Below are 12,373 nucleotides of genomic sequence, written 5' to 3'. Positions count from 1 at the left end.
GTTCCGTCCCCTGCTTTCCGCCGATGTGGGAGCGCGTCGGGGTCCGCAGGATGAGGCCCCATGTCACACGAAGTTCGTCAACCACGCCATCGGATCGCGGCGCTGGACGTGATCCGCGGGTTCGCGTTGTGCGGGATCCTGCTGGCCAACGTTCAGCCGATCGCCAGCATGGGCGGGCCGCCCGTGTCGGAAGCCCAGCCGAGCCCCGCGGACATCTGGCTGGGCCTGCTCGTCGAGCAGCGCTTCTTTCCGATCTTCTCGCTGCTGTTCGGCATCGGGTTCTCGCTGCTGCTGAAATCGGCCGGCGAGCGAACCGCCCGGCCTCGGCTGCTGCTGTCGCGCAGACTGCTGGCGCTGCTCGCGATAGGGCTGGCGCACCATTTCCTGCTCTGGGAAGGCGACATCCTGGTGGTCTACGCCGTCGTCGGGCTGGTGGTGCTGCTGCCCTCGACCTGGTTGCCGCGCTGGGCCGTCGCGGGGCTCGCCGCAGTCCTCATCGCGACACCGCTGGTCCTCGGCAGCAACGGTTTCCCACTGGTGCCTGGGCTGTTCCTGCTGGGCTCGGCGCTGACCCGGTACGGGGTGATCGACCGGATGGAGCGCTCCGTCCGCGTTCCGGCGGCACTGGGCCTGGTCCTCACGGCGGGGGCCGTGCCCGCCGTGTGGCTGCAGATCGAGACAGAGATCGGCGACGAGACCTTCAGCTCCTGGTTCGGCCTCGCGGGAACGCTGATTGCGGGCGTCTATGTGTGCCTCCTGCTGCTCCTGCTCAGAACGCCGCTCCGACCGGCGCTGCAGAAGGTTTTCGCGCCGCTGGGCCGGATGGCGCTGACCAACTACCTGACCGCCAGCGTGTTCGTGCTGGTGGCCGCCCGGATGGTGGGCGGGTTGCCACAGGAGTGGTCCACGGCCACGGTCCTGGTGATCGCTGGTGTCATCCTCCTTGTCCAGTGGGTGTGGTCCACGCTCTGGCTCAACCGCTACCTCCAGGGGCCGATCGAGTGGCTGTGGCGGTGGGCCACCTTGGCCCGCCGCCCGGCCTTGCGCGCATAGTGACGGCGGAGGTCGGCTGGGGTTGGGGGCGTCACTCTCGGGTGCGGGTGCTCTCGCGGACGACCAGCCGCCCTTCGAGGGTGAGGCGCTTGCCCGTGCCCGCCTTTTGCAGCGCGAAGCGGATCGCCTCCGCCCCCGCCTGTGCCAGCGGGAGCGCCACGGTGGTCAATCGCGGCGTCACATCCCCGGCGAGCGGAATGTCGTCGATCCCCGTCACGGAAACGTCGCCGGGCACCGCCACACCGGCCGCGCGGAAAGCCGACATCGCACCGATGGCGACCATGTCGTTGACCGCGAGAACCGCTTCCGCACCGCCCATTCCGTCCTCGGCCAGCCGTCGCGCCGCGTCGAATCCGCCCTGGCGGCTGACCTCGCAACAAACGATCCGGATATCCCGCTCGGCCAGCCCGCCGACCCGCAGTCCCGCCACGAAACCGGCCGTTCGAAGGGCCAGGTTGCGCAGTTCCCTGACGCCGCCGAATATCGTCACCCGCCGGTGCCCGGTTTCCGCGACAAAGGCGCCGGCCGAGCACCCGGCGGCGTAATCGTCGAACCCGATCGAATCGAAACTCATGTCCGTCTCGCCGACGATGACGACCCGGCCGCCTTCGCGTTCGTAGGAGTCGAGCTCCTTCAGCAGCCGCCCGTCGAACGCGTTCGCCATGAAACGGCTGGAGGTCAGCACGAGCGCGCGCGGCCGAAGCGCGCGAAGCAGCCGTACGGTCTCCAACTGCCGCTCGGAGGCCGCCATCGTGGACGAGACGGTGACGAAGGCGCCCGCCGTACGCGCTTGGCGTTCCATCGCCGCCACGACCATCGCGATGGACGGCGTCGTGAGGTCGTCCGCGATGAGCGCGATCGAGTCGCTCGCCCGCCGCATCGCCCTGGCCGAGGCGTCCACCGTGTAGCGCAGGGCCGCCGCGGCGGCCAGCACGCGGGCCTCGTGCTCGGGCGCGACCTTCCGCGTGCTGCCGCCCAGGACCCTGGAGGCGGTGGAGACCGAGACGCCGGCCGCCGCGGCGACGTCGTGCAGCGTGACCGTGGGCCTCGCCGCATGGGGCATCCGCAGGGTCCTTTCCAAAGAAGGGGCCGGCCCGCGAACCGGGCGGGTTTAGAAGCGTACCCGGACGCCGATCCGCACCCTTGGACGGCGAACCGCAAACATGATCTATGTCATATGGAACAGGTGACACAGCGGACTTACCGGCCAAACGGGTTTGGCATCACGCTACGGCCATGACTTCTCCCCGATTCAGGATGCCGGCGTCAGCCGTGGGCCGCGTCAGGCGGCTGGCGGTCGCGGCCGGCGCGGGCGCGCTGCTCGCGGCAGGGCTGCTGGCCGCGCCCACGACCGCCCAGGCAGCGGACGGGCTCGACCGCCAGGCGCTGCGGCAGTCGCTGGACGCCGTGCACGAGGCCGGCATGTACGGCATCTACTCGGAAGTGCGCGATGCGGCCCAGACGTGGAAGGGCGCGTCCGGCGTGGCCGATGTGGACACGCGCCGCCCCGTACGGCCAGACATGGTGCACCGGGTGGGCAGCATCAGCAAGACGTTCACCGCCGTCGCCATCCTCCAGCAGGTCGAACGCGGCGCCGTCGAACTGGACGCCCCGATCGGCCGCTACCTGCCCGACCTCGTCCCCGGCGAGCGCGGTCAGCGGATCACCGTACGGATGCTGCTCAACCACACCAGCCACATCGCCGACTACATCGGCCCGGCGTTCCCCTCGCTGCTGGAAGGCTCGCCCAAGAGCCTGGACGACAACCGCTTCCGCACGTTCGCCCCGGAAGAGCTGGTCAAGCTGGGCCTGGCCGCGACCCCGACCGGTGAGCCGGGGGCGGCGCCCGGCTCGTACTCGAACACCAACTACGTCATCGCGGGCCTGCTACTGAAGAAGGTGACGGGCACGGACGCCGAGAAGTACATCACCCGCAACGTCATCCGCAAGGCCGGCCTGCGCCACACGTCCTTCCCGCGCACGCCGCTCATCCCGGGCCCGCACTCCAAGGCGTACGAGTCGATGTACGGCTGGATCGACCCGCCGCGTGACTACAGCGTCTACAACATGTCGTGGGCGAGCACGGCGGGCGCGGTCGTGTCCACGATGGACGACCTCAACCGCTTCTACCGGGCGCTGCTGCGGGGCGAACTGGTCGGCGCGGCGCAGGTCGCCGAGATGCAGAAGACGGTGCCGGTGCTGGTGGGCGGCGCTTCGCTCGCGTACGGGCTCGGGCTCTACTCCGCCGACCTGCCGTGCGGCCGCTTCTGGGGGCACGACGGTGGCGTGTTCGGGATGGGCACGCAGTCGCTGTCCAGCCCGGACGGCAATCGCCAGCTGTCGTTCGGGATCAACCTCATGAAGTACCAGAAGATCGACGAGAACGGCCAGATCGTGCCGAGCCCGATCGACTACGCCCTGGTCGATCACGTGGTCGTGGCCCTGTGCGGCGACACGGCGGCCCAGGCGAAGGCGTCGCGGCCGCAGGTACTCCCGCTCCCCGCGGACACGCTCTCAGCCGCGGTCCGGTGATCGCCTGGCAAGTGTGTCACCGATCACTTCGCGAGTGCGGATTTGTCCACAGATGATCGCGCCGAGTCTCCGTAATGTCCGTGCTGCCGGGCCAACCGGCGCACTGACAACGGGGAGGAAACCCAATGCGCAAGACCCTTGCGATCATCGCTCTCGCCGGCTCGACGGCCGTCACCGGCATCGCCATGACCCCTGCGGCTCAGGCCACCACGCAGTCCACCACGACTGTCAAGTGGGGCAAGTTCTTCTCCAGCGACCACAAGGCGTACACGTTCGGCAAGACGTGGAAGGCCGGCGGCAAGGTCTTCACGAAGTGGTACGGCGTGGACAAGGTCGGCGGCAAGAAGGGCTGGGTGTGGTTCGAGTACTACCAGAACGGCGACTGGCACAAGTTCAACCGCTCGTTCGACGGCAAGGTGACCGAGGGCTGGCACGGCAAGGGGATCACGAAGGTCTACACGTTCACCTGCTGGGCCGGCAAGTTCGACAACTGCGGCCGTAAGTACCGCATCATCTGAGACCGGCCGTCGCGCGGCCCGGCGCACATCACGCGCCGGGCCGCCGTACGACGCGGAGCATCCGTCGAGGCGCCGGACACCTGTCCCGCATTTAGATCTTGCCAGCCTCCTCCCCCGGTGTTACCTCTTGCGGGTGCGTGCAATCCGCGCACCCCTGAGACGCAGGAGGCACACTTGTCCTGGTTACGCAGCACTCTCCTGGCCGCCGCGCTCGTCGCGTCGGCCTTACCCCTCGCGGGGCCGGCCCGGGGCGAGCCCGGCAGGCAGGCCCCGGTCCACGACTTCCAGGCCGAAGAGCACGGCAAGCCCGACGTGGACAACCGGCAGGGCAGGGTGGCGCCGCCCGCCGGAGTGAACGCCCGCACCGCCGGGCAGAAGGCCGAGATCCGTTGGAACGCTCTCGGCACCCCCGCCGCCATCACCAGCGCGGAGCCTCTGGCCGAGGGCCTCGGTGAAGATCCCGAGCAGGCCGCCCGCACGTACCTCAAGAACAACCAGACCGCCTTCGGCCTGTCCGCGGAGGCGGTGGACGCGCTGGAGCGGGTCGCGGTCAACCCCATCGGCGCAGGTCACGCCGTGCTGCTGCGCCAGCGCTTCGGCGGCCTGCCGGCCGGCGTGGACGGGCTCGTCGCCGTCGGCGTGGCGAACGGCCAGGTCAGGCACGTCACCTCCTCACTCTCCAGGGAGACCGAGGCGCCCCCGGCAGCGACCGTCACCGCGCAGCAGGCGCTGGAGATCGCGGCCAGGGACGGCGGCATCGACCTGGCCAAGGCGACCACCAAGCAGGCCACGCCGGTGGCGGTGCCCGCTCCCGACGGGGTGCACAGCGCGTACCAGGTGGTCCTGATCGGCGGCTCGCAGGGCGAGGCCGCCGGGTTCACCACGCACGTGGACGCCGTCAGCGGCGCCATCCTGGTACGCGAGAACCTGGTCGACCACTTCGAGCCCGAGAACCCGCACTGGGCGGCCTTCCCGGCGAACCCGCGCGACGACTACTCCTCCCACGACACCCGCCAGACCTGGTGCTTCACGGCCGGCCCCGGCTGCGACTTCGTGACCGGCGGCGACCCGGGGACCGGCAAGGCGTGGGACGTCGACCACGCCACGAACGAGCCGACGAACACCAGCTCCGGCAACGCGACCAAGACGACCGAGAACCGGGCGAGCGGCGACCCGTTCACCGTCGGGACGCGCACCAACGTGCTCACGCCCAGCAGGAACTACGTCTACCCGTGGCGGAACACCTGGTACGAGGCGAAGTGCGACCCCGCGGTGTTCGACCAGAGCGGCGAGGCCGACCTCGAGGCCGCCATGGCCAACCTGAACGCCATGCACAACCGCATGCACGACTGGTCCTACCGGCTCGGCTTCACCGAGACCGCCTGGAACATGCAGGCCGACAACGGCTCGCGCGGCGGCCTCGGCAACGACCCCGAGCAGGGCAACGCGCAGGCCGGCGCCCGCGTCCTGTCCGTGCGCGACAACGCCAACCAGATCACCGGGCCCGACGGCGTCGCGCCGATCACGAACATGTACCTGTGGCAGCCCATCGCCGGCTCGTTCTACTCGCCGTGCGTGGACGGCGACTACGACATGTCGGTCATCGGCCACGAGTACACGCACGCCATCTCCGGCCGCATGGTCGGCGGCCCGAACGCCGGCTGGAGCGGCGCCCAGGCCGGGGCCATGAACGAGAGCACGTCGGACCTGTTCGCGATGGAGCACCTCTTCGAGTACGGCTTCCGCCCCTCGGGCCTGACCCCGTACGTGACCGGCGGCTACGTGACGGGCGACAAGGCGCGCGGCATCAGGAACTACGACATGTCGAAGTCCCCGCTGAACTACAGCGACGTCGCCTACGACATCGTCGGCCAGCAGGTGCACGCGGACGGCGAGATCTGGTCGGCCACGCAGTTCGACGTGCGGGCGGCGTTCGTCAAGCGGTACGGCGACGGCACCGCCAGGCAGCAACGCGCCTGCGCGGACGGCCAGACGCCGGTCGAGCGGTGCCCGGGCAACCGGCGCTGGGCGCAGCTGTCGTTCGACGCCCTGCTGCTGATGGCCTCGGGCGCGGTCAGCTACGTCGACCACCGGGACGCGCTGCTGGCGGCGGACGCGATCCGCTTCGGCGGCAAGAACCAGGACATCATGTGGCGCGCGTTCGCCGAGCACGGCCTGGGCAAGGGCGCCGCGAGCAACGGCTCGAACGACGCCGACCCGACGCCCAGCTTCGTCAACCCCGCAGGCAAGAACGGCTCGCTGCAGCTCAAGCCGCTGGGCGAGGCGAAGGGCGCGGCGCTGCGGCTGTACGTGGGCGACTACGAGGGCCGCGTGGTGCCGGTCGCCGACACCGACCCGGCGACGCCGCTGGGCGACACGGTGGAGATGACGCCTGGCGTGTACTCCTTCGTGGTGACGGGCAACGGGTTCGGGCACACGCGGCTGAAGTACGCCGTGGTGGGCGGCGTGACATTGCCGCTCCCGCTGCCGCTGACCCGCAACCTCGCCTCGGCGGCGGGCGGCGCGGCGGCCACGGGCGACGGCGTCAACCAGGCCAAGCTGATCGACGAGACCGAGGCCACGAACTGGGCCTCGCTCACCGGCGCACCCGCCGGCAAGTCGGTCGTCGTGGACCTGGCGGGCGACGCGCCGGTCACGGTGCGGCGGGTGCAGGTGAGCGCGATGCTCCGGCCCAACATCGGCGACACCGCCGACCCGGGCGGGCAGAACCGCTTCTCCAGCCTCCGCGCGTTCGAGGTGCTGGCCTGCAGCTCCGGCTGCGCGGACCCGGCGAACTTCACGAAGATCTACACCAGTCCTGCGGACGCCTTCGACGCCGGTCTGCCGCGCCCGCGGGGCGCGGACATGGTCATCAAGTCGTTCGGGGTGCGGCCCGCCACCGCCACGCATCTGATGTTGCAGGTGGTCAGCACGCAGTGCACCGGCAATCCGCGGTACGCCGGTGAGCAGGACAAGGATCCGAACTCCGCGACGGACTGCGCCACGGCCAGCCCGCTGCGGGACCAGGTGAGGGCGGCCGAGTTCCAGGCGTTCTCGCACTGACATTCCAGCTCTGCGGCCCGCGCTGTTGGGGCGCGGGCCGCACGCATGCTTGCTCCCAGATAGTTAGACATCGTACTATCCGATGAAGATTTAGTTAGATATCGAACTATATGGAGCAGACAATGCGTACTTTGATCCGTAACGTCCGCGTCTTCGACGGCGAGCGGACCGTGCCCGCCGCCGACGTGCTGATCGACGGCGGCAGCATCGGCGAGCCGGGCATCGCTCCCGTGGACGTCGAGGTGGACGGCGCCGGGAAGACCCTGCTGCCGGGCCTGATCGACGCCCACACGCACGCCTTCGACGGCGATCTGGAGGAGGCGCTGAAGTTCGGCGTCACCACCGAGCTCGACATGAACAACTTGCCGCCCGTCCTGGCCGCCCAGCGCCGGCTGGCCGCCGAGCGCGACGACGTGGCCGACATCCGCAGCTCCAGCATGATCGCCACCGCCCCGCACGGGCATCCGACCCAGATCATGACCGCGGACGTGCTCAAGGCCCTCGGCACGGACCACACGCTCGACACGGTCGCCGACTCGGGCCAGGCCAAGGCGTTCGTCGAGGCGCGGCTGGCGGAGGGCGTCGACTACCTCAAGATCGCCATCGACGACGGCGGCTCGTCCGGGATGCGGCTCCCCGCGCTCAGCCCGTCGCTCGCCGCCACGCTGGTCGAGGCGGGCCATGCCGCCGGGCTGCGGGTCATCGCGCACACGGTGACCGCGAGAGAGGCGATCATCGCCCTGGACGCGGGCGCCGACGGGCTGGCGCACCTGTACTCCGACGTGGACCAGGACCAGGCCGGGGAGATGGCCGCCAGGGTCGCCTCGTACGACGCGTTCGTGATCAGCACGATCACCTACATCGAGGCCGTCACCGGCGACCCGAACGACCAGGAGCTCCTGCGGGACCCGCGGGTCGCGGGCCGGATGTCGGATCGCGCGAAGGGCACTTTCGGCCGGGAGTGGGCGGACATCCCCATGCACTCACAGGGTGTGCTGAACGCATCCCACTCAGCCGCGGCCCTGCTCCGGGCGGGCGTGCCGGTGCCGGCGGGCACGGACGCCACCCCGTTCGGACCGGTGCACGGGGCGGGCCTGCACCACGAGCTCCTGCTCCTGACGGAGGCCGGCTGGACCCCGGAACAGGCCCTGGCGGCGGCGACCAGCATCCCGGCACGCTGCTTCGGCCTCGCCGACCGGGGCAGGATCGCGCCCGGACTCCGCGCCGACCTGCTCCTGGTGAACGGCGACCCGACCACGGACATCACGGCCACCCGGGCCATCGCGGACGTGTGGCGGGGCGGCGTACGCCGTAGCGCCGGCCGGCCGATTGCCTTGGCCTGATTCTTTCGTATAGTGGCTTCCCGGCCACTCGTGGAGGCTCTGAGCGCCCGCAATAATTGCAAGCGCCGCATAACGGCGAACGCATTGCAATTGGGGGTTTGGACATGCCTATCGGGCTTCTCGCCCTGGCACTGGGCGGCTTCGGCATCGGGCTCACGGAGTTCGGGATCATCGGGCTGCTGCCGGAGGTGGCGGCGGATTTCGGGGTCAGCGAGCCGGTGGCCGGGTATCTGGTCTCGGGTTACGCGCTGAGCGTGGCGGTCGGCGCCATCGCGCTGACCGCGGCGATCGCCCGGTTCGACCGCAAGAAGGTGCTGCTCGCGCTGATGGTGCTGTTCATCGCGGGCAACCTGATCTCCGCGATCGCGCCGGTCTACCCGGTGCTGATGGCAGGGCGGGTCGTCGCGGCGCTGTGCCATGGCGCGTTCTTCGGCGTCGGCTCGGTGGTCGCGGCGGACATGGTGGCGCCGAACCGGCGAGCCGGGGCCATCGCGTTGATGTTCGCCGGGCTGACCGCGGCCAACGTTCTCGGGGTTCCGCTGGGCACGCTGCTCGGCCAGCAGCTCGGCTGGCGCTCGACGTTCTGGGCGATCACGGTCATCGGCGTCGTCGCGCTGGCCGGGATCCGGCTGCTGGTGCCGCCGACGCCGGCGCCTGCCGAGACGAGCCTGCGCGGCGAGCTCGGCGTGTTCCGCCGGCCACAGGTGTGGGTCTCCGCCGCGGTCACCGTGCTGGCCTTCGGCGGCATGTTCGGCGCGTTCACCTACATCGCGTTCACGCTCACCGAGGTCAGCGGGTTCGCCACCACCACGGTGCCCTGGCTGCTGGTGCTGTTCGGGGTGGGCACGTTCGCAGGCAACTTCGCCGGCGGCAAGTTCGCGGACCGCGCCCTGAACACGTCGTTGGCCGTGATCCTGGCACTGCTCACCGTGGTGCTCGCGGTGTTCGCGCTGACGGCGCAGAGCAAGGCCATGACGATCGTCTCGCTGATGCTGATGGGCGCGGTCGGCCTCGCCACCGCACCTGGGCTGCAGCTGCGGATCATGGGGTACGCCCAGGACGCGCCCACGATGGCCTCCGGCGCCAACATAGCGGCCTTCAACATCGGCAACGCGCTCGGCGCCTGGCTGGGCGGGCTCGCCCTCGGCGCCGGGCTCGGCTTCGTCTCACCGCTCTGGGCCGGCGCGGGCGTCACCGCCGCCGGGCTCGTCGTCCTGCTGGCCGGCTCGGTACGGCCACGCCGCCACGTCCCGGACGGGACCGACCCGATCCGAACACCCGCACCAGCCGCTTCCCACACACGCGGCTAGCTCCCGCACGTCTTCGCTCTGGGCGCGGCTGCTATGCTGCCGCCTCGAATCGACATACCTCGAATCGAGATAGGAGCTCCGGAATGGCCTATACCGAGGAGTGGGTGACGTCGCGGGCGCGGATCGCCTACGAGCAGGGACAGGCGTCGTTCACCGTCCGGCCCGAGCGCTCCGCGCTGCTGGTCATCGACATGCAGGACGAGTTCGTACGGCCCGGCTGGAGCCCGTACTGGGTGCCGGCCGCCACCCGGATGGCCCCCCGGCTGCGCCGGCTCGTCGACCACTGCCGAGACGCCGGCGTCCCGGTGATCTGGACCATCTTCGACGACACCCACCTCGGGCTGGACCGCCCCCACGCCCTTCGCTTCCTTCCGCACGCCGACACCGACTGGCACAGGCCGGGCCCGGCGACGGCCTGGGAGCCCATGGGATACCGCGACGACGAGATCCTGATCCGCAAGCCTTCCTACGGCGCGTTCCACGACACCCCGCTCGACACCATCCTGCGCAACCTGGGCCGCGACACCGTCATCGTCACCGGCACGCTGACCAACTACTGCTGCGGCACCACCGCACGGCAGGCGTACGAGCGCGGTTACCAGGTCGTGTTCGGCTCGGACGTCACCGCCACCGACGACGAATCCCGCCAGGAACCCGAGCTCGCGGTCCTGCGCAAGGGCTTCGCGCTGGTTCTGCGGGCCGAGGAGATCGCCGACCGACTCTCCGGACCGGAGTCAAAACCCTAATTCCCTACCAATTAGATTGACTATTAAGCGTGGGCGATCTACGTTTGTGGTGTGACGACCACGGCTCTGACCATCCGGGGTCACGTGGACTTCTGCCGCGTGGCCAGCGCGCTGTGTCCGTCCTTCCGACCGCAGGCCAATCCTCTTACGGAAGGACAATCCCATGTCATCCCTGTCCATCGTCCCTGTCGCCGGTCGCATAGGCGCCGAGATCTCCGGTGTGCGGCTCGGCGGCGATCTGCCCGCTGACGTCGTCGCGGAGATCCGCCTGGCGCTGCTGGGCCACAAAGTGATCTTCTTCCGCGGCCAGGATCATCTGGACGAGCAGCGCCAGGTGGCCTTCGCCCGGCTGCTCGGCGAGCCGACCGCCGCACATCCGACCGTGCCCTCGCTCAACGGCAACGACCACATCCTCGACCTCGACTACAGCAACGGCCACAAGGTGGATCGCTGGCACACCGACGTGACGTTCGTGGACCGGCCGCCGCTGGCCTCGGTGCTGCGGGCCGTCACCGTTCCCGCCGCCGGTGGTGACACGCTCTGGGCCAACACCGTGAGCGTGTACGAGCACCTGCCCGCCGAGCTGCGGGACCTGCTCGACCGGCTGCGCGCCGTGCACACCAACCAGTACGACTACGCCCGCGTCGCCGCCTCCGCGGATCCCGAGCGGGCCCGGGAGTACGCCAAGGTGTTCGCCTCCACGGTGTTCGAGACCGAGCACCCCGTGGTGCGCGTGCATCCGGAGACCGGCGAACGGTCGATTCTGCTCGGCGACTTCGCCATGCGGCTGGTGGGGCTGCCGGCGCACACGTCCGCCTCGCTCATCCGGCTGGTCCAGGAGCACGTCACGGAGGTGGAGAACACGGTGCGCTGGCGGTGGGCGCCCGGCGACGTGGCCGTGTGGGACAACCGGGCGACCCAGCACCGCGTGGTGCACGACTTCGGCGACCGGCCACGGCGGCTGCACCGGGTCACCATCGCCGGGGATGTGCCGGTGGGGGTGGACGGCCGCCCCAGCGTCGTGCTGAAGGGCGACGCGGCAGCCTACTCCCCCATCGCCGCCTGACCTGACCCTCTGCGCAAGGCCCCGGCCCCGACGACGTGGCCGGGGCCACACACATGTCCGCGCTCACTCATGCGCGTGAATGCCGGGGGCGACGGTCCACGTGGTCGTTGTCAGTGACATGACCACGTGGTGAGCAACGGGAAACGGCCGCCCGGCGATGCGCCGGGCGGCCGTCAGCGTTCTCAGGGACTTCAGGGATAAGCGAAGAAGCGGCCGAAGCGGCCCTGGTGGTAGATGAGGGGACGGCCTGGACTGTGCACCCTGGCATCGGCGACCAGGCCCACGACCAGGATGTGGTCGCCGACGTCCACCGTGTCGTGCGGGAGGCAGATCAGGTGAGCGGAGACGTCCTTCAGCAGGGGCGCGCCGAGAGGTCCTGGACGCCAGCGGGTGGGCTCGGCGAACCGGTCGACGTCCTTGCGTGCGAACCTGACCGCCAGGTCGGCCTGGTCGCTGGCCAGGACGTTGACGGCGAAGTGGTCCGCGGAGCGCATCGCGGGCCAGGTGGTGGAGGACCGGTCGACGTAGAAGGAGACCAGGGGTGGGTCCAGGCTGACGGAGGAGAAGGACGTGGCGGTGAGCCCGGTGGGGATGCCGTCGGTCTGGGCGGTGATGATGACGACCCCGGCGGCGTGGACGGCCAGCGCCTGCCGGAACCCGTCGGCGTCCACGGGACTGCCTGAAACCGCCGCCACGGCCCGCTGCGATTCCGTCAGGGATCGGCCCGCGGTCGCCGCGGTCG

Annotated in this window: 10 protein-coding genes; 8 read left to right on the top strand and 2 right to left on the bottom strand. The window is 70.2% G+C overall.

Annotation, left to right across the window (positions count from 1 at the left end; all coding sequences use genetic code 11):
• The first annotated feature begins 60 nt into the window (after nucleotides 1-60).
• A complete protein-coding gene (locus ACIBVN_RS02650) occupies nucleotides 61-1,053 on the top strand; it encodes a DUF418 domain-containing protein (protein WP_397131887.1) in 993 nt (330 codons plus the stop codon).
• A gap of 31 nt (nucleotides 1,054-1,084) precedes the next feature.
• On the opposite strand, the gene ACIBVN_RS02645 is transcribed toward ACIBVN_RS02650, so the two are convergent.
• Nucleotides 1,085-2,116 carry a LacI family DNA-binding transcriptional regulator gene (locus tag ACIBVN_RS02645; protein ID WP_397131885.1) on the bottom strand — a complete coding sequence of 344 codons (1,032 nt, stop codon included), beginning with the start codon at nucleotides 2,114-2,116 and terminating at the stop codon, nucleotides 1,085-1,087.
• A 173-nt stretch (nucleotides 2,117-2,289) separates the two neighbouring features.
• Here ACIBVN_RS02645 and ACIBVN_RS02640 point away from each other — a divergent pair, with 173 nt between their 5' ends.
• The 7 genes from ACIBVN_RS02640 (at nucleotide 2,290) to ACIBVN_RS02610 (ending at nucleotide 11,631) form a co-directional block, all read left to right on the top strand.
• A complete protein-coding gene (locus ACIBVN_RS02640; RefSeq protein WP_397131883.1) occupies nucleotides 2,290-3,585 on the top strand; it encodes a serine hydrolase domain-containing protein in 1,296 nt (431 codons plus the stop codon).
• A gap of 125 nt (nucleotides 3,586-3,710) precedes the next feature.
• Complete coding sequence (locus tag ACIBVN_RS02635; protein ID WP_397131881.1) at nucleotides 3,711-4,103, top strand: hypothetical protein; 393 nt, start codon at nucleotides 3,711-3,713, stop codon at nucleotides 4,101-4,103.
• Nucleotides 4,104-4,277: 174 nt separating this feature from the next.
• Complete coding sequence (locus ACIBVN_RS02630; protein ID WP_397131879.1) at nucleotides 4,278-7,166, top strand: M36 family metallopeptidase; 2,889 nt, start codon at nucleotides 4,278-4,280, stop codon at nucleotides 7,164-7,166.
• A 122-nt stretch (nucleotides 7,167-7,288) separates the two neighbouring features.
• Complete coding sequence (locus tag ACIBVN_RS02625; protein ID WP_397131877.1) at nucleotides 7,289-8,509, top strand: amidohydrolase family protein; 1,221 nt, start codon at nucleotides 7,289-7,291, stop codon at nucleotides 8,507-8,509.
• Between the two features lie 104 nt (nucleotides 8,510-8,613).
• Entirely contained in the window at nucleotides 8,614-9,819 is a 1,206-nt protein-coding gene (locus ACIBVN_RS02620; protein WP_397131875.1) for an MFS transporter, read from the top strand.
• 83 nt (nucleotides 9,820-9,902) lie between these two features.
• Nucleotides 9,903-10,565, top strand: coding sequence for a cysteine hydrolase family protein (locus tag ACIBVN_RS02615; protein WP_397131873.1), 663 nt, complete (start codon nucleotides 9,903-9,905; stop codon nucleotides 10,563-10,565).
• Between the two features lie 163 nt (nucleotides 10,566-10,728).
• A complete protein-coding gene (locus ACIBVN_RS02610; RefSeq protein WP_397131871.1) occupies nucleotides 10,729-11,631 on the top strand; it encodes a TauD/TfdA dioxygenase family protein in 903 nt (300 codons plus the stop codon).
• A 191-nt stretch (nucleotides 11,632-11,822) separates the two neighbouring features.
• On the opposite strand, the gene ACIBVN_RS02605 is transcribed toward ACIBVN_RS02610, so the two are convergent.
• Nucleotides 11,823-12,347: a flavin reductase family protein gene (locus ACIBVN_RS02605; protein ID WP_397132380.1), complete on the bottom strand. Its 525-nt coding sequence runs from the start codon at nucleotides 12,345-12,347 to the stop codon at nucleotides 11,823-11,825.
• Between the last annotated feature and the right edge of the window lie 26 nt (nucleotides 12,348-12,373).

The organism is Nonomuraea sp. NPDC049400, from assembly GCF_044466425.1.
Lineage (GTDB): Bacteria > Actinomycetota > Actinomycetes > Streptosporangiales > Streptosporangiaceae > Nonomuraea.
The sequence above is the reverse complement of the archived record's forward strand: the minus strand, read 5'-3'. Positions and strand labels throughout refer to the sequence as shown.

Bases quoted from the DNA above. Each gene is read 5' to 3' on its own strand.
- ACIBVN_RS02650 (WP_397131887.1), top strand. From the start codon at position 61: ATGTCACACGAAGTTCGTCAACCACGCCATCGGATCGCGGCGCTGGAC.
- ACIBVN_RS02645 (WP_397131885.1), bottom strand. From the start codon at position 2,116: ATGCCCCATGCGGCGAGGCCCACGGTCACGCTGCACGACGTCGCCGCG.
- ACIBVN_RS02640 (WP_397131883.1), top strand. From the start codon at position 2,290: ATGACTTCTCCCCGATTCAGGATGCCGGCGTCAGCCGTGGGCCGCGTC.
- ACIBVN_RS02635 (WP_397131881.1), top strand. From the start codon at position 3,711: ATGCGCAAGACCCTTGCGATCATCGCTCTCGCCGGCTCGACGGCCGTC.
- ACIBVN_RS02625 (WP_397131877.1), top strand. From the start codon at position 7,289: ATGCGTACTTTGATCCGTAACGTCCGCGTCTTCGACGGCGAGCGGACC.
- ACIBVN_RS02620 (WP_397131875.1), top strand. From the start codon at position 8,614: ATGCCTATCGGGCTTCTCGCCCTGGCACTGGGCGGCTTCGGCATCGGG.
- ACIBVN_RS02615 (WP_397131873.1), top strand. From the start codon at position 9,903: ATGGCCTATACCGAGGAGTGGGTGACGTCGCGGGCGCGGATCGCCTAC.
- ACIBVN_RS02610 (WP_397131871.1), top strand. From the start codon at position 10,729: ATGTCATCCCTGTCCATCGTCCCTGTCGCCGGTCGCATAGGCGCCGAG.